The following is a 22,066-nucleotide window of genomic DNA, read 5'->3' as shown; positions in this document are numbered from 1 at the left end:
ACAGGAGGAACTGCCTATGAATTCCAAGGACAAAATCAAAAAAATTTACCCGCTGGCTCCTTCGCAAGAAGGGATGTATTATCTCTGGCTCTCGGATAAGGAGTCCCGGCAGTCTTTCGTACAGATCAAGGCGGTGCTGCGGGGAGAGCTCGACGTCCCCCGGCTGGAGCAAAGCATGAACGCCCTCGTGAAGCGCTACGATATCCTGAGAACGGTATTCGTTCACGACAATTTGCCGCGTCCGCTGCAGGTGGTGATGAAGGAACGGAAATTCCGCCTACATTTCGAGGACGTGTCCGGGCAGGCGAAGGAACGGCAGGAAGCCTATCTGCTCCAATGGAAGCAGGACAACAAAGCGCGGGGCTTCGACCTCAGTAAAGATCTTCTCGTTCGAATGGCCGTATTCCGGACAGGTCCGCAAGAGTATCGGTGGATCTGGTGCAACCACCATATTATTTTGGACGGTTGGTCGTTTGCGCGAGTGTTCCGGGAGCTGTTGGACAATTACCGCCTGCTGCAAGACAAGCGAGAGCCTGCGACCGTGGAAACGTCCCCTTACAGTCATTACCAGGAATGGCTGGAGAGACAGGATAAGAAAGCGGGCATCGCTTATTGGCAAAAGACGTTGGCCGGATTAGAGCGATCCCGGGGCGGTTTTCCTGTCACCGCTCAGGTTCACTCTTCCGCTTTGGACCCTGCGGGCAAGCCAGCGGTTAAGCCTGTGATCATGAGCGTCAACGCAGAGTTGGGCCAAGTCCGGATGGAGCGGCTTCAGCAGCTCGCCAGAGCCTGCCAGGCGACGATCAATTCGGTGTTTCAGGCGGGATGGGCAATCGTGCTCCGGCAGTACGTGCAGAGCGACGACGTCGTGTTCGGCTCCATCGTATCGGGAAGGCCCGCCGAGGTGAAGGGGATTGAGGAGATGGTGGGACTTTTCCTCAATACGATCCCTGTCCGTATCCGGCTGCAGCCCGAACAGCCCTTTGCCGAATGCCTTAAGCAGGTGCAGCAGCAAGCGTTGGAGTCGAAGGCGTACGATTTTGTCCCCTTGCAGGAGATGAATCAGGCCACCGATGTGAAGCATCGCCAACTGGATCATCTGATGATCTTCGAAAATTTCCCCTTCGACCGGAGGTACGTGGACAATGTCGAGTCGAAGGATGGCTTAGGCTTCGAGTTCGCGGATATTCGTGCCGAAGAGCAGACGGAGCAGTTCAATATCTATGTCTATCCGCAGGATGCCGCCATGAAGTTTAACTTCAACGCATCGCTGTATGAGCCGTGGCTGATGGAGCAGCTCAAGGACCAATTCGTCGGCGTGCTGGACCAGATCATGGCGGACGAAAACATCCCCGTCGGGCGGATCGAAGTGTTGACGCCAGAAGACAAGCGGAAACTTCTGGAAGGTTTTTTCCAGTCGGTCCGGTACGAGCAGGCGGATCAGACGCTTCATGCCTGCTTCGCGGATCAGGTCCGCAAGACGCCGGATCATCCGGCCTTGCTCTGCGGCACTCGCACGATGACGTACCGCGAGCTGCACGAGCGTTCCAATCAGCTGGCCCATGTGCTGCGGCGCAGAGGGGTTCAGCCTGACGACCGCATCGGCCTGCGCGTGGAACGTTCCGTGGAGATGATCACGGGCATGCTTGGCATCCTGAAGGCGGGCGCGGCTTTCGTCCCGATTCCGCCGGATTATCCGGCCGACCGGCAAGCCTATATGATCGCCGACAGCGGCATGAAGCTGCTGCTGACGACTTCGCCGCTGGGGGAGATTCCTTTTGCCGGGGAATGCATCGATCTCGGGGACCCGGAGCTTGACCGCGCCGACCGGGGGGAGTTGTTGTCGCTTTCGGGCAGCCGTCATTTGGCTTACGTCATCTACACCTCCGGGACAACCGGAAAGCCGAAAGGCGTCTTGATCGAGCACCAGGGAGCGGTTAATACGGTTCTGGCCCGCCGAGCGGAATACCCGTTCGACGGGACGGCCCGGGTGCTTCAGTTGTACTCGTATGCGTTCGACGCCTTCCTGTCCTGCTTGTTTACCCCGCTGCTGTCGGGCTCGACGGTGGTGCTGGCCACGGATGAGGAAGCGTGGAATCCGCTGGCGCTCCGCGACCATATTCGCGACCGGCAGGTGACACATCTCGACTGCGTGCCCAGCGTGTATACGGCGCTGGTCGAATGTCTAAGTGAGGAGGATGCCCGTTCCTTGCGCGTGGTGACGCTGGGCGGGGAGCGGCTGCCTGCCAAGCTGGCGAAGCGGAGCAGGGAGCAGTTCCCGCATATCGAGCTGGTGGACGAATACGGCCCGACGGAGAATAGCATCGTGACGACGCTGGAGCGGAACGTTGTGCCGGATCGGCCCCTATCCATCGGCAAGCCGTTGCCCAACACCCGCGTCTATGTATTGAACGACGACCGCGGCTTGGTCCCGATTGGCGTGAAGGGCGAGCTGTGGATCGCGGGCCGAGGGCTGGCGAGAGGCTATCTGAATCTCCCGGAGCGGACGGCCGAGTCGTTCACGGATGATCCGTTCTATCCCGGGGAGCGCATGTACCGTTCCGGTGACCTGGCCCGTTGGCTGCCAGACGGGCGGCTGGAATATATGGGAAGAAAAGACGAGCAGGTCAAAATCCGGGGCTACCGCATCGAGCTCGGAGAGATCGAAAGCGTGCTTCGAAGCCACGAGCGGCTGAGCGAAGCGGCGGTGACGGCCTGGGACGGGGCGAGCGGCGACACCGTGCTGTGCGCCTATTACGTTTGTGCCGCCCCTGTCTCTGCGGAAGAGCTTAAGGCATTTGCCATGGCAAGGCTGCCCGCTTTCATGGTGCCGACTCACTATACAGAGCTCAGCAGGATGCCGCTGTCGTCCAACGGCAAAATCGACCGCTGGGCGCTGCCGCAGCCCGACGTGACGGCTCGTGAAACGGCGGAGGCGCAGGCACAGGCCGTCCCGAGCAATCCGTGGGAGCATCGGCTGGCGGCCGTGTGCAGGGAGATTTTGGAGAGGCCGGAGATCGGCGTCACGGACGATTTCTTCGAAGCGGGCGGCAGCTCGCTCCATGCGATGCTTCTCGTATCGCGGGTCCAGCACGACTATCGGGCCGAGCTTCCGCTGCACGTCATTTTGGAGTCGTCCACGATCCGGGGCATGGCCGCCTTTTTGATGGATAACAGCAAGGCGGAGCCGCAGCCCATCGTACGCTTAAACAAAAAGGAGCGGCGCAAAACGCTTTTCTGCTTCCCGCCGATGGGCGGTCTCGGGATCGCGTACTATGAGTTCGCCAAGCAGATGGACGATTGCACGATCTATGCGCTGGATTATATCGATCATCCCGACCGGATGGATCGCTATGTCAAGCTGATCACCGTTGCGCAGAGGGATGGCGATTATACGTTCCTGGGCTACTCCGCCGGGGGGAATCTGGCGTTCGAGGTGACCAAAGCGATGGAGGCGGCCGGGTACCGTGTGTCCGATGTCATTATGCTGGATGCTTACCGGAAGACCGAGCCGGAGCCCGTGACCGATGAAGCTCTACAAGCGATGTGGGAGGGGTATATCGCTACCCCCGTGATTCGCGAGTTCTATAAAAATTTTCGCATCAACGAACTAGATTTGGAACGCTTGAAGCAATATTCGTTCTATATTTATTTGCTGGATAATATCGGTACGGTCCAAGCGGACCTGCATGTCGTTCATTCTACGCAGCCGGAGGACGAGCTTCGTCATCCGCCGAAGGATGAGGCCGATCAACAGTACCGGAACTGGCAAGGGGCCACTTCGGGCCGGGTGGCGTATTATCAGGGCGTCGGGGGACACGAACGGATGCTGGACCCCGAGCATATGCAGGCGAATGTGGAGATTATCAAGGGTATTTTGGGGTCGGCGGTTGTGCGGTAGTTGTGGGCTTGAAGGCTCGCATCGGAAGTTCGTCCCGGTGCGGGTTTTCTTTTTTGCGGGGGCGCGGGCTACATGAGCCCGTTTTCCCGTAGGCTGAAATGCCTTCCGTCCGCGACGATAATATGGTCCAGCAGCTCGATGCCGAGGATATCTCCGGCGTTCTTTACCCGTTCGGTCAGCTCCACATCTTCCTTAGACGGCGTCGTGTCCCCGCTCGGATGAGAATGCGCTAGAATGATGCTGGCGCTATTGCTCAATATGGCGGATTTGAACACTTCCCTCGGTGTGACGAGTGCCACATCGAGGGTACTGATGGAGACGACTTCGAGCGCGGTTATTTTGTTTCTGAAAAATACTGAAATGGATTCATTTCTTTGGCTTTTTCTATGAGGCTAAATCCCGTCGCACTCGCCATTTCTCCTTGAGCAGGTTATCAAAAAGCTAGTCGTTACGTCCAATGACGAGCGATACCGTAGCGCTAGACAACTGCTTCTATGGCACCTAAACTACCGATATTTACAGCGTATTTAAACAGTAATAGCTACAGTACACGGCAGTCCTCATCATGAAAGCATGGGGGCCTGTTTGATGCTACACAACTTTCATTTGAAAATAACTCAAATGAGTTGACTCGAACACATCTCCACTTTCTGCTTTACCTATTTGTGATATGGCTCACCGTATCTATTGGTAAGGTAAACTCGGAGGAGGCCGTTACATTTCCAGAATAACAAATGCAGCGGCGAATAGTTAGGCGTACCGTGAATTCTAATTTAGTACAATAGTGGTTAAATTTTCTTTGCTACATGGTATACTGCATATGGAAATAGACTTGAAATTCTAATGTTCTAGTTAAACAGCTTTACCCGGCTTATGATACTCAATAATCATCCCTATCAAACAAATACAATAAAGGAGGATCGATTCTCTAATGGGATACATTTATAATAAAAATGACCTGATTAAAGTACTTAACTCCGATCTAGTTATTATTATGGATACTAACGTCTGGCTAGATTTATATTCTTTATCACCAGAAACAATATCGGATGTTATGGAGGCAATTGATAATTCAAATTTATTTTGGATGCCACATCAAGTATTTATTGAGTTTCAACGAAAGGTTAAGGAAGTTAGGGAAAGAAATATAAAAAGGTATAACAGTTTAAAAGATGAGGTTTGCAAAGTAATTTCAGATGCCAACAATGAGATTACTTCGTTGTTCAATACACATAATAAACATAAATTATCTGATGTAACAACATTGCATAAAGAACTACAAAATCATTTAAATGAAGAAATAAAGAATGTTAAACAGCGACTAAAACAAATGCAAATGGATCACGAAAAAGAAATGATATCGAATTCAATAAATTTGGACGAAGACTTCATAGAAAAATATATTGATAACCTAAAAAAAGAACTTTCAGATTCAAACGGATTTTCGGTAATGCAATTACTGGAAATTTATGAGGAAGGAGAAAAGCGTTACAAATATAAAATTCCACCTGGATTTACTGATCATAAAAAAGACTCTGATGATTCTTCAGAAATTCCAGAACGCAAATATGGAGATCTCATTATTTGGAAAGAATTACTTAACTACGTTAAAAAACGTCCTGTGAATGTAATCTTTGTAAATAATGAACGCAAATCTGACTGGTGGGCTCCTGAAAATGTTAAGAAAAATAGAATTCCCTCTGTCTTAGAACAAGAATTTCAATTAGCTTCTAGCAACCAAGCTTCCTTATTTATGGTTCCTTTTCATGAGCTGGTACATCATTTGGGGGAAGAATTGCATATCAGTAAAAATTCAATCCTTGAGATCACCGAAAGAATAGCCTTTATTTCTGACATCAATAAATACTTTAAAGATAATTTGAGAAAACTTACTGAAGAGTTTGCCGAATCCATGTCTGAGACATTAACTAATGAAATTAGCTCAAACGCTTATGGTGAGTCAGTTGCTGGTGGTAACATTGACGATATTGATGACATTGAAATAAGCGATATTAAAATTCTAAATAACGAATTTGAGTTTGATACAACTGATTTTGAGGTCAGTGTTGTTTTTCAAGCGGAAATAACAGCCAACGCCAATATTAGTGTATATTGGGGAAAGGGAAGCAGTACAAGCGGTCAAGTACAATTAAAAGCTATTTACGATGGCGGCATTGTTTACACTATTGACTATACTGCTACAGAGCCATCAAAGTCACATACGATTTTTGACCAGGACGTTACTTCTTTTAAGATCACTAAAATTATATTTGATGAGTATGATTTTGATGAAAGTGATTACAGTGAAGGCGAACACACCTGCCCCGACTGTGGAAGTCAGTATTCATATGAAGACGATGGTGGCAATGGATTCTGTAGTAACTGTGCTTGGAATCATTAAAACTCTTTATATTTGGTTTAGCTACTCCTCCTCAGTAGAAATGCGACATCGCTTGAATATAAGCGATGTCGCATTTTAGCATTAAGGCCTAATTCTCGGTCTGACACGGGTACTTACTTCCTGATAAACCTCAACATCAACACCTTCTTTGACTTCAAGAGAAACAGCTATACCGTATGGAATACTTCCAATAAGTCCACTTGCATCTTCTCTGCAACTAACTTCAATAACTAAGTCGGTTCCATCGATTGCCGTCAGCATGACGAAGGGCTATGCGTTCCTTGATCGAGTGTCCTGGAACAATTTCAAGGAGAGTACGACGCTCATTGAGGTGAAAGGGCGACCGCCAAAGGACGGTCCGACAAGCGAGCAACGGAATCTGGACAAACAGGATGCCGGTGAACGAAATGCAATCGATGGAAAATTTGGAGAAGGCAAGCGCAAGTACGGGTTTGACCGTATTCGAGCGCGCCTTGCACAGACGAGCGAGTCCGCCATCACCCTGCAATTGCTGGCGATGAATCTGGAACGCAGGCTGCGCGTTCTCTTTTGCTTCATTTTTGCCTACTGTTCCGCCGTCGAACGGTCCTGAATTTCTGATAAACAGTCGTTCAGCAAGCCCTAAATAATACGTTCACGTTTAAAAAAATCTCCAGAGTTGAAAGGGATATCGATTATATTAATATTTACAATAAATTACATATATTAATAAAAATTTATAAAAAAAGTAATTGACTTCCAAAAATTGATACTATACTATTGGTATTGTGACGTCACACACAAAAAATGGGAGGATTGTTAAATGAAAAAGAAAATCATTCTTTCATCTCTTGTTCTTTGTTTCGCATTATCTACTTCCGCTTTCGCTGCCAGTAAAGACACTGATACTCAAAAAATTAAAGGATTCGATTTTACAGGTAAATTGAGCACTTCAAATCCGGTGTATTCTAATGCATACGCAGGCGCATCCACAACTGCAACATTACAGTGCTACGAAGTAAAAGCAACTGTAAAGGTTACAAATACTGACGGGACTACTAATTCGAGAACCGCTACAGAAAATAATACTTTCAAAGCTGAAACTGGAGACCAGTATGCCAATTCGTATTGGACTAAAGGTGTTCACTTTGATGGAAGTCACGAGGCTTCTGATAGTAAGTTTGGATACTACTTCGGGTCCACATATAACTATTATTAAAATCAGGTGAAAATAAGCAAGGAACTCATATCTAAGATATGAGTTCCTTGCTATATAGAGAATTTTAGAAAGCTCATTATAAGAATAGTGGGTGAATAGTGCTTGAGTCTGAGTAAAAAATTAGCCTTAGTGTCCGTACTAATATCAGTCCTGATTATTTATATTACAATTTATCAAAATAGGACACAAAATCCCCGCCCGGTTATCAATCCGGTCGAACAATTAGGCGGATATGGCTTGACATTATGTAATTTAAATGAAGAAACATATCAAAACTTTGTTGTTAATCTTGAGGAGAATGAAATGTTTGACTATAAACTTAAATTTATAAACCGTTCCGGCAAGGATAGCACTTTTGCGTTACTGATTTATGTAGATTTCCAACAAATTGAGTATATCACTGATATATCAAATGAAAAAAAACTTGTTCATAATTTTGATGTGAAAAATGAGCAACATATATTTATTCCAGTTAAATTTCAAACTCAAACTCTTGCACCTGGAAATCATGTTATAACCTTCTCAGTTTTGGCCGGTTCTGATAAACATGCAGGGAACATGAAGATTTCGGTAGATTCTTACGGAATTACCGGAAGATATAATTTGTACATAGGAAAAGAACGAGAATTGGTGAACAATAAACCCAAATTAGAAGGAAGAACAGAGACTTTTAAGGCTAATAATTTTTCCGGATTTCTTATTAACCAAGATTTTGAGCAACTTGACAGATATAAAATTCCAAATTATTTAATAAAAGCGAAAGCTAGAGAAAAAATAAAATTTGCTTTAAGAGCTGGTGGGGAAGACAGTGAAGAATATGTAGCTTGGATTACAATGGATTGGAAACAAGTTAATATTCAAGACATTACGAATTACTGGTATTTTAAGTTACCTAGAGACAAAATTGCGTACAAAGAAATTGAGATTACTGCCCCTAGTGAAAAGGGAGACTATGAAATTACAGGTTTCTTAGCAGCAAACCCATGGAAGAATCTCAATGACGGAGTTCCTCAAGCTATTAATACTACTTCATCCTATAGATTTACTTTACGTGTGGAGTGAGCATATGACTATTTTTTTGCGGAATATTGTCAAAGAATGGACCTATCGTCCCTTGGCTTTCTCGTTATTACTAGTTGGCTATGTTATTGGAATCGTCGTTCTCAGTTTTGGAATCAGCGTCGCACAGGCTTCCCGGACAATGGCGCTTGAATCCGTTTCCGGTTCCCCCGAGCATTTCGAGCTCATTCATGCAAATTTTCAGGAAGGTGATTCGAATATATTTTCAGATATTAAAAAAATTGCGCTGGATGCTGGAAAATATGCTGAGATCCAGGTAGGTATCGATAGTAAAATAAATGAAAAAGAGCATGTAGTTTTAGGTGTTCACTTTGAAATATTGCCTGAATGGCAAACGCCGCTCATTTCCGGTAAGCAATTCGATGCAAATGATCTCGTTGGAGGGGAAAAGGTTGCAGTTATAGGGAAACAAGTAGCAGATGAGTATTTTCCGGAAGGATTGAAAAAAAATTCATATATCAATGTTAATGGTGAACAGTACAACATTATTGGCGTTGTCGGGAAAGAAACCAGACAAACACAGTGGGACGATAATATTTATGTGCCCCTTAAAGCTTTACAGAACAGTTCATCTAGGCAAAGCACTTATCACTTTCTGGTGCGCACCAACGATAAAAAGCCAACTGAAGAAGTTAATCGTATGATTAGCGAGATAACTAAAACAGCCGAAAAGATACAAATTAGTACTGAAAAACCTCATTTTAGTTCCAAAGAAAGCGAATTCTGGAGCAATATACTCGTCACTGCTATTTTGTCTGGAATAATACTATTAGTTACAGTTATAAATGTCTCCAATTTAACGTTATTTTGGATCGTAGAACGGAGAAATGAGATAGGAATTCTAAAGGCGATAGGGGCTACAAACTGGACCATAGCAAGGCAAATTACATGTGAAATGCTATTTATCTGTTTCCTATCGGCCATTATTTCTATACTTGTACAAAGTTGTATCACATATGTTTTTAACGCATATAAATGGTTGGCAACGGAAATTACAGTTTCTTGGTCTAATTGGATAATTTCTTTTGGAATTGCTACGATTTGCGGTCTGGTTACTTCAATAACACCTGTTAATAAATGTTTAAAAGTAGCACCGTCTGAAGTTCTAAAGCAAGAGTAGAGGAGTTGGGAAAGTTGTTTTTAAATTTGAGAGTCTGCCAAGGGGGGCTAAGGAGACAGGGGGTTCGTCCCTTTCTCGTTGGTATCCAACTTTTTATAGGGTTTATATGTTTTTTGATTGGAATTTCCATGTTAGAAAGCACAATGAATCATGATAAAACAATTAAAAAAGTGACTGATTTAAATACATTACATCTGTTTATTGAGGACATAGGCCCTGATTCAAGGAGTGAGAAATTACTTTCTTTTTATAACAATTTGTCAAAGAATGACAAAATAAAAAATATAGGAACATTTTTGAATCTTAATATCCCATTCAAGGAATTAATCGATAGCCCATTAATTGATAATAAAAAACAATCTGAAACCGGGATCAACAAAGTTGTCTTTCTGGATAAAAACTTACTCGAGTGGACTAAGTTTGAAGTTAAGAAGGGACGAGGATTGGATAAAAATGATGTCGGTTCAGAGCCAAATGAGATCATTCCAACATTAATAGGCCCCGCACTCGAAGAGCAATTTCCTTTAGGCACGATTTTATCCAGCGGGATAGCCGATGATCGAAAAATGACCATTGTTGACAAGAAATTTGTAGTCGTTGGAATTTTGAAAGAGAACCCGGTGTATTGGGGAGGGGGATCGTCTACCTTAGCCAATTCAATACTTACTAACCAAACAATGTTTATTTGTCCCTTGCAATCGGAGCAAAATTACGGTAACCAATTAATCACACGATTGAAAACCAATATGCTTATTCAAAGCAAAGAGAATACTTCCACAGAAGAGGTAAAAAAAACAGTTCAAAAAAACTTAGAATCAAATAAAATTTATGGTGATATTTCGACGATAAAAGAACAACTCGAGGAATTAAAAAAAATAAGTTGGCCTATCATCTTGTTTTCTTTGATCTTTTCCAGTTTGATTTTGCTGTTGTCCATTTTTGGACTTATTGGCGTAATGCTATCGTCAGTTGTTCAAAGATACAGAGAATTTGGAATCAGATTCTCTCTTGGGGCCACCATAACCTCGCTCATAAACTTAATCATCTTTGAAATATTGGTACTTGCTCTTTTCGCCTTTTCGCTGGCTTTAGTTATTTTTTATATAGCGAAAAATTTAATTAACACACCAATAGCCATAGATATCAATATATATATTATTATATATTCATTTGTTCTTTGTATCTCTATATCGTTTATTACATCCTTCGGTCCTATTTTAAAATTAAAATCTATCGAGCCTGCTCAACTTATCCGAGGTGGAAAATAAGATGTTTATCGAATTAAAAAATATAACTAAGGTATATTCAAATACGGATGTTACAAGCAGGGCGCTTCATGATGTTTGCTTAAAAGTAAACAAAGGTGAGATGATTGCGATCATGGGACGTTCCGGATCAGGTAAATCCACTTTGTTAAATATTATAGGATGTCTAGATAAAGCTACTAGCGGGGAATATATATTAGAAGGGATGCATGTAAATCATCTCAATCACAAGCAATTGGCCAAAATTAGAAATCAAAAAATAGGTTTTATATTTCAAAATTATTCATTGATTCCAAAATATACAGCCTTAGAAAACGTTATGCTTCCATTACTCTACAGGAAAATGCCTTATAAAGAGTGCAAGAAGTTAGCTGTAGAGGCACTTGAAAAGTTCGATCTTATTGATGCCCGTAATAAAAAGCCGCATCAATTGTCGGGAGGGCAGCAACAGAGAGTAGCGATAGCAAGGGCAATCGTTGGAGAGCCGGAATTTATTTTAGCCGATGAACCGACTGGAGCGCTTGATCAACAAAACGGACAGGACGTGATGTTGCTTTTGAAAAATTTAAATCGCGCCGGGAAAACGATTATTATCGTTACTCATGATGAAACCATAGCTGATTACTGTGAGAAAAGGATTTATATGAAAGATGGGACCGTCGTAGGATAGTAGTCTTCCGAATAAAACTAAGGAAAATTGTGAGGAATATTGTATGGACATCATAAAAAAGGTATTAATCGCTTCAAGTACTTTTTTATGTACAATACTTATCATCTCTTGCTCAAAAGATAATGTTACAAAGCTGCCTTCTGGAGAATTGAAAATTATGGATCTATATTATGGAGGTGCAAGGGGGGAAGAGTATTTCAGATCACAATATACTGATTTTTATGAGTACACCTATCCTTCTGTAAAAGTAAGGGTTTTGCCGGTGATAGATAACCCGAATAACAATAATCAATTAGATCCTATTCAAGTTATGAAAGATAAAATGAGTGATCCCAACCCTCCTGATATAGTAATGACCAACTATGATCAGTTACCGTTACTTATAGCGGATAATTTAATAGTTCCATTGGATTCTTTAATAAAAAAAGATAACTATGATATTTCAGGAATAGCACTGCCTGTTGTTGAAACAATGAAAAAGATGGGTGAGGGTAAAATATACGCTCTTGCGCCACAATTCTCAACAAATGCTCTTATATACAATAAAAAAATATTTGATGATGCTAAGGTGTCCTATCCAACAGACGATCAGACATGGGATGAAATATTTGTAAAAGCAATGCATCTAACTAAAAATACTGACTCAAAAATTTATGGATTTTCTTTCAGCTTTAATAAATCAAATTCTTTTTATTCAATATTGAATTCTTATATAGCTTCATCTGGTATTCAGATGGTAGATACTTCCTCAAAGGAGCTGCTTGTTAATAACAAATTTTGGGAAAATTGTTGGAACAAGATACAGGAGCTTAATTCAAACAAAACTTTTCCAAATTATGATGACAAAAATGAAAATGAAGATGCAAAAAGCTTATTCCTTAAAGGAAAATTGGCCATGTCGATTTTGCAGTATAATGAATTACAAGAGCTAATAAAAGAAATGAAAGCAACTAAGTCTGGGCTTGATTGGGGAATAGCTGCTCTTCCTGCTCATCCCGAGAATCCCAATACTGGTGGAACAATTAATTTGAAAGGACTAATGGCTATTAATTCTAAGGGAAACAATATCGAAAGTGCATGGAATTATTTGAAGTTAATCAATGGAAACGAATGGGCTGAGGTTAAATCGAGAGAAACTAGCTTTCTGGTTTCTAGAACTTCCTTTATTAAAGGGGCGGACAACTATAATGTTAAAGCTTTTTATAAGTTAATTCCGTCTACAAAACCGTTAGAAGAGTCGATGCTTCGAAGCAATATCAACTTACTTCATGTACAAGATATCGGAATAACTAAATTTAATGAAGTTTTACAGGGCAAAAAGATAGTTAAAGAAGCACTCAGTGAATGGCAAGAAGAAGGAAACTTGATCCTTAGAAACAATTGACTCAACTTTCGTAGCTTAAATTACCCGAATACCCCCTTACTATACAATGCAGATCGGCACTCCATTGATAGAAAAAGAGCCGCGTATTGATGGCAGCAACTGCGTTTTCTACATTGATCAGATCGCCTTCTGTCGTTTTGCCGCGAATATCCAGACTTATCTCGGGGAGCATCGGGGTAGGGATTAAGCAGAACAATTTCTGTCAGCGGCCGTTTTCCAGCCTCGAAAAACGTTCTGTTAAGGAAAGCCAGCAAAACATCGCGATTTTCTTCACTGCCGAAAATACCCTTAGAAAGAAAGTCATTTCGAGGATTGAGCAGTTCGGCCATCACTCCGTTCATTATCAACAATATATCATTTTAGTGACCTTTTAGACACACCAGGTGGAAGTAGATGACATCACGATCTACTCTGCTTCAGAGAAGGTGGATACATGATGTCATTTTTAGTTTGGCGATGCGAAGCACCATATATTGATTGTATTTATGTCCTCGCTATTCATTTATATTAACGAAGCCATTATATAAAAACAAAAAGGACACAACTCGTTTCAACGGGTCGTGTCCTTTTTGTTGTTCGAGCAAACCACGGATTTTGCTACGCGTGCATAAAAAGACGCAAGTTACACCCTTGCATCGTTGTCATAATAGAGTCCTAGATGGTAAGCTCGCATCAGGAGATTCTCAAAAATTTCCGGCCTTGAATCCAAGGTATCGTATAATATCTCAACCTTGCTATTAGAGATTCCGCAGTAATCGGCTATTCCGGTGTTCAGCAGTTGGGACAGCATCTTATCGTACTGTCTCTTCTCAAAGAGTTCCTTCGGAGCTGCTGCCAGACCGAGCCACAGTACTTGTTTATGATGCAATTTATTGGAGCCGTACGCAAAACCATTATTCCATACCCGGTCGATATATCCCTTGAGCATAGCAGGCAGATTGAACCACCAGATCGGGAAAATATAGGTGAGAGCATCGTACTTCTTCATTCGTTCGATTTCGGCCTCAACCTCAGGCGAATAGATCTTGCGATCGGATGACCAATCCGGTTCATCCGCTTCCCACAACACAGGATTAAAGCCGCGGCGATGCAGATCCAGCATCTCCGTTTCGTGTCCCGCATCAGCGAGTCCCTGTAGAAACCTGTCTGCAACAGAAAAGGTTAAGGAATTCACCCTAGGGTGCGATACAACGGTCAAGATTTTCATTGAGTTCACCTTCCATCTCTCAACTTTTTACTTCGAATGAGGTACGATGAAATTATCTCTTATACAGGAAAAAAAGGGAAGAACGCACTTTTATGTTCTATAAGCACCAAAAAGTAATATAGGAACCAAAAAGTAACTATACCTAAGAACCGACGAGAGGATGGTGATCTCATGGAAAGGCAGGCAACACGGACGTTTAACATCCCCGCAGAAGCGACATTGGAGGTTTTAGGAGGGAAATGGAAACTGCTGATTTTATGTCATTTAAACTGTGGACCCGCGCCGAAGAGAACGAGCGATTTAAAAAAGGCCATTCCCGAGATTACGCAAAAAATGTTAACTCAGCAGCTTCGGGAGTTGGAGGAAGACGGCATCATCCTTAGAACGGTATATAATCAAGTGCCGCCGAAAGTAGTCTATGAACTGAGTGAATTAGGAATGTCGCTGAAATCCATCTTAGACCAATTGGGCGAGTGGGGCGAGCAATATATCCATCAACGTGAATGGAAGTCCTCCTGCTCTGAATGCTCGAAAAATGCTTGAAATTGCAGGGAGGAAGCGCGAGGAGGAGAATTGAGAACTCATGGCTGGGGCCACAGAATGATGAATTTATCTCGGAAATCGTGAAAAGACATGGAGGCCTAAATAGATGAAAAACCTTGCTGATTTAGTAGACGCGATTATCAATGAACCTATGCTAAGCGAAAAAACATATACCTATTTAATTTTAGGCACCGCGAATTCGTTTACGAGCGGCTATTTTGCCATTTTCGAAAACAAAGTTTCCTATGATGGTCACATCACGATTGCTCTTTTTGATAAGTATATGAACGAAATTGAGGAACTCATGCTGGGAAAGGGCATTCTTTGTATCAAAGTCGACGCGGGCAAATTAGTTGAGCACGGCCTTGTGAACGATATGAATCCTGAGCTTTTTGATACGGATGCCTTTGAATTAATCATTTACCAGAGATATGGTTTGGAACCGAAGGAAGAGGAAAGAAAAGAAGTCTTACAGCAATCGTTAAAGGCGGAGAAAATTAAGAATACATTAGTATTCGCATGTTATATGAACGACATGGGGAAAATTAAGGAACTAGTCACCCACGCAAGCAAATCCGATTTAGACAAAGTTCTTAAGTATCGTGGCACTTCATTGCAGTTTTGTAGTAAACACAATAATTTAGAGGCATTTAGATTAGTGGCCGAGAAGGGGGCAAATGTAGGAAAACGTTCTCTGACTCAAACGCCTCTGGAAATTGCTTTTAAACGCTCAAGCGATATTGTGAATTATATTCGTCTGGAATTTCCCGATGTTTATCAAAAAGAGGTGAATAAGAAGGGCTTCGGGATTGCTCTTCATTGTAGAGACGAAGCTCTGCTGGAAGATATTCTAAGGCTGGGCTGTGATGTGAACCAGGAAAAGAAGCCATTCCCTCCTCTACATAGCTTTGCGGATTTCAATAACATTGTGGGGATTAAATTCCTGCTGGATCACGGAGCTAATCTTGAATATAGAAATGATTATAAACAAACCGCCTTGCATCGAGCGATTAGGAGGGAAAATGTTGCCGCGATTGAAATGCTGTTAGCATATGGCGCGGACATTCATGCTACAGATCGAGATGGGAAGACAGCTGTAGATTTAGCCAGAGCATGTGTAAACAAAGCCATTCTTCATATGATGGGTTAACATGTTGTGAAGGAGCTGCCGCGGCAGGCTCCTTTCGCATTTTTCGCCGATAACCCCGTTAAACTGATTACAGATAGATCCTTCGGGCCTCTTCGTCGAACAATTCGACTACATCTCCATACTCGGTAATATCTATACGGTTCTGCCTCATCATCTTCTGAATGAAGATGGCGTCCGCAAAGATTTTATTGATGATCGTTTCGCACCATGACGGAGTGCCTTTGAAGTAATCTACCAAATCATGAATTTCATCAAACTTAAAATAAAGGATATAACAGACATAATTCTGAAGCAGCGTACAGAAACAATGCTCGCGATAGGGGTTAGAGCGATGGTCAGAGAGAAAGTCTCTCATCATCCCGAATACCGTTGTTTTATTCTCGGAATAGCTATGGATCAAATAATCGACGTCATTGATCAGTCGTAATATATCTTCCAAGCCTTCTTCCGAAGGCATGGCCAGCTTGGGCGATTTCCCCTCTATTGCCCTTAACAGCTCCAGCGTGAGATGTTTGCAGGCATTTATTTCATGGGGAGCGATGACTAATTCATCTCTGTGCTTGTCGAGATGCTCGCTGTAGTAATCGTGGTAAACAGAAAAATAATGCTCCATATGGATATTGGTTTTCGTATGAACCAAATCTTGCCCGCGGAATGAAAAGGAGTAGAGGGTCTCCTCATTCACCGGATGAGTATAAAGGTAGAAAAAGAAGAAAAAGTCTCGTAATTGCTGTCTCTGTTCATCGTTCAAGCTTGTAGCATCCGACAATTGAGCTAACTGAAAAAACAATAGTTTTTCATAAAATCATTCATTGCATTGTACGGATTGACCTTGACGATGGACATCGTCTTGTTGATCGTAAACAACAGATAATAGAGTATTAGCTCATCATAGACATCGAGATGTTCAAAAAAAGCCGAGAGCACAGGCTTCCAGTCCGGGTTTACGGTGTAATTCGGATCTTTCGGTTGTAATTCATCCGCCCACTCGATAAACGACTCATTCTCGCGACCGATAAAGAATAATTCTGCACTGTCGTCTTCATAAAGGCAGTATTCAAAGCAATCCGTTGAAACGGACGGTAATCCCCTGTTGAATTTTAGATTCAGATATTCGTTATATAGTAATTGAAGCTTCATTGGTCGTGTCCTCGGTTCTTCTAGGATTCAACTTGTATTAACATATTGGCGGGAAGACTTCTCGACCCCCACTTTGAGAATATTCTACATTTAGCGGAGCATTCCTCCTCGACCATGGATCGACGAGCGTGCGAGGTGAAGATCGACCCCTTCAGCTGAACCTTAACACAAATTGGAGAGCGGAACTCCAGAAGCGCCGAAGAGGCCCGAGCACGTTCGAGTGTCATTCGATCGTACTCGGGCCTAAGAAGATATTCCTTAATTGGGATCAGGCAGCACTGTTCGTGCCTTCCGTAACCGGGGGCCGCATTCTTTGGATCAAGCACATAAAGATGCCTCCCACGAGTAACATCACCGCGACAATCCAAGTATAGTACAGAGCCGCGCTTCCTTTATAATCGGTTAAGAGGAACGAGAAATCAAAGAGAATATTCGTTATTCCATGGGCCACAGCAGCAGGCCATACGGAGCCTGACTTCAGAGTCAACCATGCGAATATGAACGACATGCCGATGCATGCTAGCGGCATCAAGACAAGTGCCCCTAGCAACGGCGCGCCTTTAAAGGTAGCTCCCGTAAGGGTAACCCCGAAATGCCAGTATCCCCATACGACACCCAGAATCACAATCCCCTTCACGGAACCGAATGAAGCGATCATCCGGCTTTGCGCATACCCTCTCCAGCCCAACTCTTCGCCAAGCGCGAACAGGGAAGATTTGGCTACGACCACGAGGATCGTGACGAGGAGATTCAGCGTGAAGCTGTCCGTTACAGCTATAAGCTTGTAATCCCCCCATCTGATGCTGCCCTCGAATAATAGAGCCGAGCCTGCGGTGGTAATGACAAACGTTAGGGCGGGGATTGCAGCTGCCATAATCAAATCATAGGGGCGGCAAAACCGTAAACCAAGCATTCCGGGCCGCGGCGCCTTGCCGAACAAGGTGAATACCACGGCAGCCAAGCCTGGCACCCACATCATCAAGATGATATTTGCGGGGGTGTAAGCTGCCCCGATCACCGCTTGCATAATGAAAGTAATCCCAAGCGTTATCCCCAGATAATAGACAATCGTTCGTTTAAGCGACATCATTATAGCCTCCTAATCCTAAGAGTAATGTACGGAAAGAAAGTTCCAATAGAACAAGTAAGCCGTATAAAGGAGTGTAAGCACGGCGATCCCAACGTTTACGGTCTTCCATCGGTCAAGCTCCTTGGCAGTAAAGATTCGAATCAAGAAATAAACAGCCGCGGCCGACGAAATAAGAGGCATTGAAGCCACCACGACCTGATAGAACTGCGAGTATCCGTATAGAATCTCTCCATTCCCATAGATGAACTGGACAACGAAGAATATGCTCTGAAGGAGAGCGATGATTGGAACAACTACAGAGATGCTGTGCGATTGCTTGCGCCATTGCCGTATCGCGTACCTCACGATCCATAGGAGCGGAATAAGCGTGAACAAAATGCCGGGTACCACATACAGCGCCAACAAGACAGTTCCCGACTCAAAGGAAGCCGTGCGCGGGATTGAGAAGTACATCGGCCCTGTCAGCGTCCATCTCCCCTGTTCTTTATGAAAGTACAGCTGTTCCTCCCCGCCGACTTCTTGGAAGAACCTTTCATCTACTTGGGTAAACTCTTTCCTGAGCATCTGTTGCCCGTCGTTCTGGAATAAGCCGGTCACCACTAATGTTCGATCGTCTTTTGCTTCAACCGTATAGGGTACGCTGCCTAGCAAGCGAAGCCCCTTGGCCCAGCCATGCTCCGCTGCCAATTGCAGCTCGTATCGTCCTTCCAGTTCCTTGATTGCACTCCCTGAACTTTCAAGGGGAGGAAGCGGCTTGTGGGCTACTTTCGAGTCGATAATTTGGGATATGGCATGAACGACTTTCCCGTGCATTTCCATCCCGCTATCTCCGGTGTTGGCGGTAATGAAGATACCGATCGAATGGGAAGGAATGAGCACCATTTTCGAATTAAATCCATCAATTCCTCCATTCGCCCACAAGTAGGGAACTCCATTCACTGTCTCTGACCGAAAAAAACCATACCCAATCCCATACATGCGTTCATGAGAAGAGAATTGCTTCGCATGCATCATCCGGACCGTCTCCGGTTTAAGCAAGGACTTACCGTGGAAATAGCCGTTGGACAAATGTGCGATCATGTAGGGGGCGAAGTCATTCGGCGTCATATTGACGGCTCCTGCCCCGGGAAAATGAATTCCCGAATAAGGAACCACTTGATAACCGTTGTCCGTATAGGCATAGCTCTTGGCCAACTTGGTCCGATCCTGCGGGAGATTCAAGTTCGCGCTGCTCATGCCGAGTGGCTGGAACAAGCGTTCCCGCATGTAATCATTCAAGGGAAGTCCGGATACTTGTTCGATCACACTTCCCACAAGTCCTATCCCGGCATTGCTGTATAGGAATTTACTTCCGGGGGCAAACACCGTCGGCTGCCTCTCCAAATACGTCCGAACCGTATCCGTCGACCATTGCGGGATCAATCCTTGGCGATTATCTCTTTCATACATGATTACATCCAGACCTGCCGTATGCGTGAGCAGGTGATGGAGTGTAATCGGGCCATGATTTCCATTAACCTGGTAATCCTTCAGGGCTGCATTGACATCGTCATGCAAAGAGAGCTTTCCCTCCTCGACCAGTTGCATAGCAGCCGTAGCGGTGAAGGATTTGGTTAAGGAACCTAGCCGAAACAGGGTGCTTGCCGGGTTAACGGGCACTTGTTGTTCCAGATCGGCGAAGCCATACCCTTTGCTATACATGATGCGTTCTCCTTGTGTAATGACAACCGCTGCGCCGGGAATATGAAGCTTGCTCATTTCCTCCTTCATGAGAGGATCAATCAATTGTTCCAACACTTCTGCGGAGAACGGCGAAGCCTCATTCGCATTAGCCTGTGGCATGCACAATAGGAATACCAAGCAAGAAGCGAGTAGAGCAGCCAACCATTTCCGTGTATCCGACATATTCATCATCTTCACCTTTCGTTTTTGAGCGATGGATATCGCCAGGCTGTAGCGATAAGGCTGAGTATGAGGTCGAACCTGTCATTTTGGGAAGTTGTACATTGTCATTCGTATTCGTGATATCGCTTCATGGGGGCACATGCTATAATGGTTGACAGTTAAATCCGGAAATGAGGTGTTCACCCTGCTGACATTTGCCAACCGATGGGCATGGTTCGATTGGATCATTTTCACAATCCGCTTCATGTGGTGGATCACGATTGTCATCGGGCTTGTTCGATATCACGACCGTTTGCCGTACCCTGTAGGGGCGGTGCTATTCGTTTCGGTTCTTGCGTTTGTTATTCCTTATTGGTTTTACCGGTATTCCACCAGCGCTTATTTGATTGCTGAGATTGCGCTGAGCGGGAGCCTTTACATTGCTGTAAACTACTATTTTGAAGCGACCCAATGGCAGTTTGTGATTGTCGCCTTTGTCGTGGGATTCCATAGCACGGAACGAACATACCGTTGGACGGGGCCTGCTACGATTCTTCTTGTTCCCTTTCTCGCATGGAATACCGCTCGTCTGGATTTCGATAGTATCGCTTTTCAAGCCATCTTGTACCATTTGGGAATGTACGGGTGCGGCTTCGGCTTTCAATTGTTGGTCCGTACGCAAAAGCAGAGCCTGATCATTAAGGAACAGAACCAAATTTTGGAGCAATATGCGAGTCGAGTGGAGCAAATAACGCTGCTTGAGGAGAGAGACAAGATATCCAGAGAGCTGCACGACACGATCGGACACACGATGACATCGCTAATTATGGGCATGGAGACGCTTCGGCCTCGCTTGCCCGATACCGAAGTGAAGCGACTGGACACCCTGCTTCACATGGCGCGCCGCGGTTTGAATGAAACCAGGGGAATCGTTCACAATTGGGCGCAAACCACCGGGGAATCGTTAACGACCTTGGAGTCCTCGTTTCGCGAATTGATCGAGCAATTTCAACAGTCAACCGGGGTGATTGTCAAGCTGCGCATCTACGGCAAGGAGGTTGAATTAAGTCGGTCCCGGAAGCTACCCCTGTATCGCTGCTTGCAGGAAGCGCTGACCAATGCCGTGCGCCACGGCGGTGCTTCACTTATACAAGTGGGATTGTACTTCGAAGAAGTCCAAATCCGAATGCAGGTTGAAGATAACGGGAATGGAAACAAGGAAATTGAATTCGGATTCGGGTTGCAATCGATGAAGGAGCGGCTTGTAGCCCTTGATGGATATTTATCTCTTCATTGTCTGGATGAAGGAGGTGTAGCGGTTATTTGCTGCCTGCCTCATCTGGCGGTTCTTCCACAAGCAGCAAGCATTCGCATACTTCTCGTTGACGACCAGCCGATCATCAGAGAAAGCTTGCAGCTGATCTTACAACAACAGCAGGATATGCAAGTCGTTGGGCTCGCCGGAAACGGGCAGGAAGCGCTAGACATGATTCCAAACGTGAATCCCGATGTGGTGCTGCTGGACGTCCGAATGCCTGTATTGGACGGACCGAGTACGCTGCGAGCGATACGCGAACGATGGCCCGCCTTACGCGTCATTATGGTGACAACCATCGAAGAGGCTTCGCAGGCCACCGATACGCTCAAGAACGGCGCCAACGGTTACTTGTTGAAATCCGTTTCCCCCATTGAGTTAGTGGAGGCGATAAGGGTCGTCCACCAAGGGGAAACGCTGATTACCCAGTCCATCGCAGATGTCCTCTTCAAAGAGATGAAGGTGCAGCAGGAAGAACTGGATGGACTGCGTAAATTGCAAGGGCGCGTTTGCCCTTACGGGTTGACGGAGCGTGAGCGGGGAATTCTGGCATCCCTGGTGAAAGGGCTTCGTATAAAAGCGATCGCGGAAAAAATATTTCTTTCCGAAGGTACTGTTCGTAATTGCACTACGATGATTTATGCCAAGCTGGGCGTGAATAACCGGGAAGACGCGGTGAGGAAAGCGCAGGAGGAAGGACTTGTCGTTTAGACGGGTC

17 protein-coding genes and 2 pseudogenes are annotated in these 22,066 nt (G+C 44.7%); 12 read left to right on the top strand and 7 right to left on the bottom strand.

The window, feature by feature from the left end; translation table 11 throughout:
* The first annotated feature begins 16 nt into the window (after positions 1 to 16).
* On the top strand, positions 17 to 3,901 hold the full coding sequence (locus ET33_RS21845; protein WP_036686581.1) for a non-ribosomal peptide synthetase: 3,885 nt from the start codon (positions 17 to 19) through the stop codon (positions 3,899 to 3,901).
* 68 nt (positions 3,902 to 3,969) lie between these two features.
* Here the strand turns inward: ET33_RS21845 and ET33_RS21840 are convergent, their stop codons facing one another.
* Positions 3,970 to 4,239, bottom strand: a complete 270-nt coding sequence (locus ET33_RS21840) for a JAB domain-containing protein (protein ID WP_268808332.1) — start codon at positions 4,237 to 4,239, stop codon at positions 3,970 to 3,972.
* A 593-nt stretch (positions 4,240 to 4,832) separates the two neighbouring features.
* Between ET33_RS21840 and ET33_RS21835 the strand changes: the two genes are divergently transcribed.
* The 8 genes and pseudogenes from ET33_RS21835 to ET33_RS21800 all read left to right on the top strand — a co-directional run bounded on the left by ET33_RS21835 (position 4,833) and on the right by ET33_RS21800 (position 13,019).
* Positions 4,833 to 6,302, top strand: coding sequence for a PIN-like domain-containing protein (locus ET33_RS21835; RefSeq protein ID WP_036686579.1), 1,470 nt, complete (start codon positions 4,833 to 4,835; stop codon positions 6,300 to 6,302).
* Between the two features lie 247 nt (positions 6,303 to 6,549).
* Positions 6,550 to 6,894: pseudogene (locus ET33_RS21830) on the top strand (transposase); the annotation flags it as partial.
* Positions 6,895 to 7,104: 210 nt separating this feature from the next.
* A complete protein-coding gene (locus ET33_RS21825) occupies positions 7,105 to 7,500 on the top strand; it encodes a hypothetical protein (protein ID WP_036686573.1) in 396 nt (131 codons plus the stop codon).
* A 102-nt stretch (positions 7,501 to 7,602) separates the two neighbouring features.
* Positions 7,603 to 8,562 (top strand): hypothetical protein, encoded by a 960-nt coding sequence (locus ET33_RS21820; RefSeq protein ID WP_152570680.1) that lies wholly within the window; start codon positions 7,603 to 7,605, stop codon positions 8,560 to 8,562.
* 4 nt (positions 8,563 to 8,566) lie between these two features.
* On the top strand, positions 8,567 to 9,700 hold the full coding sequence (locus tag ET33_RS21815; protein WP_036686568.1) for an ABC transporter permease: 1,134 nt from the start codon (positions 8,567 to 8,569) through the stop codon (positions 9,698 to 9,700).
* Between the two features lie 14 nt (positions 9,701 to 9,714).
* Entirely contained in the window at positions 9,715 to 10,968 is a 1,254-nt protein-coding gene (locus tag ET33_RS21810; RefSeq protein ID WP_036686565.1) for an ABC transporter permease, read from the top strand.
* Between the two features lies 1 nt (position 10,969).
* Complete coding sequence (locus ET33_RS21805) at positions 10,970 to 11,635, top strand: ABC transporter ATP-binding protein (RefSeq protein ID WP_036686563.1); 666 nt, start codon at positions 10,970 to 10,972, stop codon at positions 11,633 to 11,635.
* A 43-nt stretch (positions 11,636 to 11,678) separates the two neighbouring features.
* Positions 11,679 to 13,019: an ABC transporter substrate-binding protein gene (locus tag ET33_RS21800; RefSeq protein WP_081890428.1), complete on the top strand. Its 1,341-nt coding sequence runs from the start codon at positions 11,679 to 11,681 to the stop codon at positions 13,017 to 13,019.
* Positions 13,020 to 13,125: 106 nt separating this feature from the next.
* On the opposite strand, the pseudogene ET33_RS37665 reads toward ET33_RS21800, so the two are convergent.
* Positions 13,126 to 13,348: pseudogene (locus tag ET33_RS37665) on the bottom strand (PD-(D/E)XK nuclease family transposase); the annotation flags it as partial.
* A 293-nt stretch (positions 13,349 to 13,641) separates the two neighbouring features.
* On the bottom strand, positions 13,642 to 14,226 hold the full coding sequence (locus ET33_RS21790) for an NAD(P)H oxidoreductase (RefSeq protein WP_036686554.1): 585 nt from the start codon (positions 14,224 to 14,226) through the stop codon (positions 13,642 to 13,644).
* A gap of 171 nt (positions 14,227 to 14,397) precedes the next feature.
* Here ET33_RS21790 and ET33_RS21785 point away from each other — a divergent pair, with 171 nt between their 5' ends.
* Both ET33_RS21785 and ET33_RS21780 read left to right on the top strand, forming a co-directional pair.
* Entirely contained in the window at positions 14,398 to 14,769 is a 372-nt protein-coding gene (locus ET33_RS21785; protein ID WP_036686551.1) for a winged helix-turn-helix transcriptional regulator, read from the top strand.
* Between the two features lie 106 nt (positions 14,770 to 14,875).
* On the top strand, positions 14,876 to 15,919 hold the full coding sequence (locus ET33_RS21780) for an ankyrin repeat domain-containing protein (protein WP_036686549.1): 1,044 nt from the start codon (positions 14,876 to 14,878) through the stop codon (positions 15,917 to 15,919).
* 67 nt (positions 15,920 to 15,986) lie between these two features.
* Here the strand turns inward: ET33_RS21780 and ET33_RS39860 are convergent, their stop codons facing one another.
* The 4 genes from ET33_RS39860 to ET33_RS21765 all read right to left on the bottom strand — a co-directional run bounded on the left by ET33_RS39860 (position 15,987) and on the right by ET33_RS21765 (position 20,054).
* Positions 15,987 to 16,670, bottom strand: a complete 684-nt coding sequence (locus ET33_RS39860; protein WP_235206782.1) for a hypothetical protein — start codon at positions 16,668 to 16,670, stop codon at positions 15,987 to 15,989.
* A 23-nt stretch (positions 16,671 to 16,693) separates the two neighbouring features.
* A complete protein-coding gene (locus ET33_RS39855; RefSeq protein ID WP_235206781.1) occupies positions 16,694 to 17,059 on the bottom strand; it encodes a hypothetical protein in 366 nt (121 codons plus the stop codon).
* Between the two features lie 268 nt (positions 17,060 to 17,327).
* Positions 17,328 to 18,146: a CPBP family intramembrane glutamic endopeptidase gene (locus tag ET33_RS36575; protein ID WP_051775501.1), complete on the bottom strand. Its 819-nt coding sequence runs from the start codon at positions 18,144 to 18,146 to the stop codon at positions 17,328 to 17,330.
* A gap of 18 nt (positions 18,147 to 18,164) precedes the next feature.
* On the bottom strand, positions 18,165 to 20,054 hold the full coding sequence (locus ET33_RS21765) for a serine hydrolase domain-containing protein (RefSeq protein WP_268808330.1): 1,890 nt from the start codon (positions 20,052 to 20,054) through the stop codon (positions 18,165 to 18,167).
* Positions 20,055 to 20,205: 151 nt separating this feature from the next.
* Between ET33_RS21765 and ET33_RS21760 the strand changes: the two genes are divergently transcribed.
* Positions 20,206 to 22,059 carry a helix-turn-helix transcriptional regulator gene (locus tag ET33_RS21760; protein WP_235206779.1) on the top strand — a complete coding sequence of 618 codons (1,854 nt, stop codon included), beginning with the start codon at positions 20,206 to 20,208 and terminating at the stop codon, positions 22,057 to 22,059.
* Positions 22,060 to 22,066 lie beyond the last annotated feature (7 nt).

This window comes from Paenibacillus tyrphae, from assembly GCF_000722545.1.
Taxonomy (GTDB): domain Bacteria; phylum Bacillota; class Bacilli; order Paenibacillales; family NBRC-103111; genus Paenibacillus_G; species Paenibacillus_G tyrfis.
The sequence above is the reverse complement of the archived record's forward strand: the minus strand, read 5'-3'. Positions and strand labels throughout refer to the sequence as shown.

Excerpts from the sequence above, each read along its gene's own strand:
- ET33_RS21845 (WP_036686581.1), top strand. The coding sequence starts at position 17 with ATGAATTCCAAGGACAAAATCAAAAAAATTTACCCGCTGGCTCCTTCG.
- ET33_RS21835 (WP_036686579.1), top strand. The coding sequence starts at position 4,833 with ATGGGATACATTTATAATAAAAATGACCTGATTAAAGTACTTAACTCC.
- ET33_RS21825 (WP_036686573.1), top strand. The coding sequence starts at position 7,105 with ATGAAAAAGAAAATCATTCTTTCATCTCTTGTTCTTTGTTTCGCATTA.
- ET33_RS21815 (WP_036686568.1), top strand. The coding sequence starts at position 8,567 with ATGACTATTTTTTTGCGGAATATTGTCAAAGAATGGACCTATCGTCCC.
- ET33_RS21805 (WP_036686563.1), top strand. The coding sequence starts at position 10,970 with ATGTTTATCGAATTAAAAAATATAACTAAGGTATATTCAAATACGGAT.
- ET33_RS21800 (WP_081890428.1), top strand. The coding sequence starts at position 11,679 with ATGGACATCATAAAAAAGGTATTAATCGCTTCAAGTACTTTTTTATGT.
- ET33_RS21790 (WP_036686554.1), bottom strand. The coding sequence starts at position 14,226 with ATGAAAATCTTGACCGTTGTATCGCACCCTAGGGTGAATTCCTTAACC.
- ET33_RS21785 (WP_036686551.1), top strand. The coding sequence starts at position 14,398 with ATGGAAAGGCAGGCAACACGGACGTTTAACATCCCCGCAGAAGCGACA.
- ET33_RS21780 (WP_036686549.1), top strand. The coding sequence starts at position 14,876 with ATGAAAAACCTTGCTGATTTAGTAGACGCGATTATCAATGAACCTATG.
- ET33_RS39855 (WP_235206781.1), bottom strand. The coding sequence starts at position 17,059 with ATGAAGCTTCAATTACTATATAACGAATATCTGAATCTAAAATTCAAC.
- ET33_RS36575 (WP_051775501.1), bottom strand. The coding sequence starts at position 18,146 with ATGTCGCTTAAACGAACGATTGTCTATTATCTGGGGATAACGCTTGGG.
- ET33_RS21765 (WP_268808330.1), bottom strand. The coding sequence starts at position 20,054 with ATGTCGGATACACGGAAATGGTTGGCTGCTCTACTCGCTTCTTGCTTG.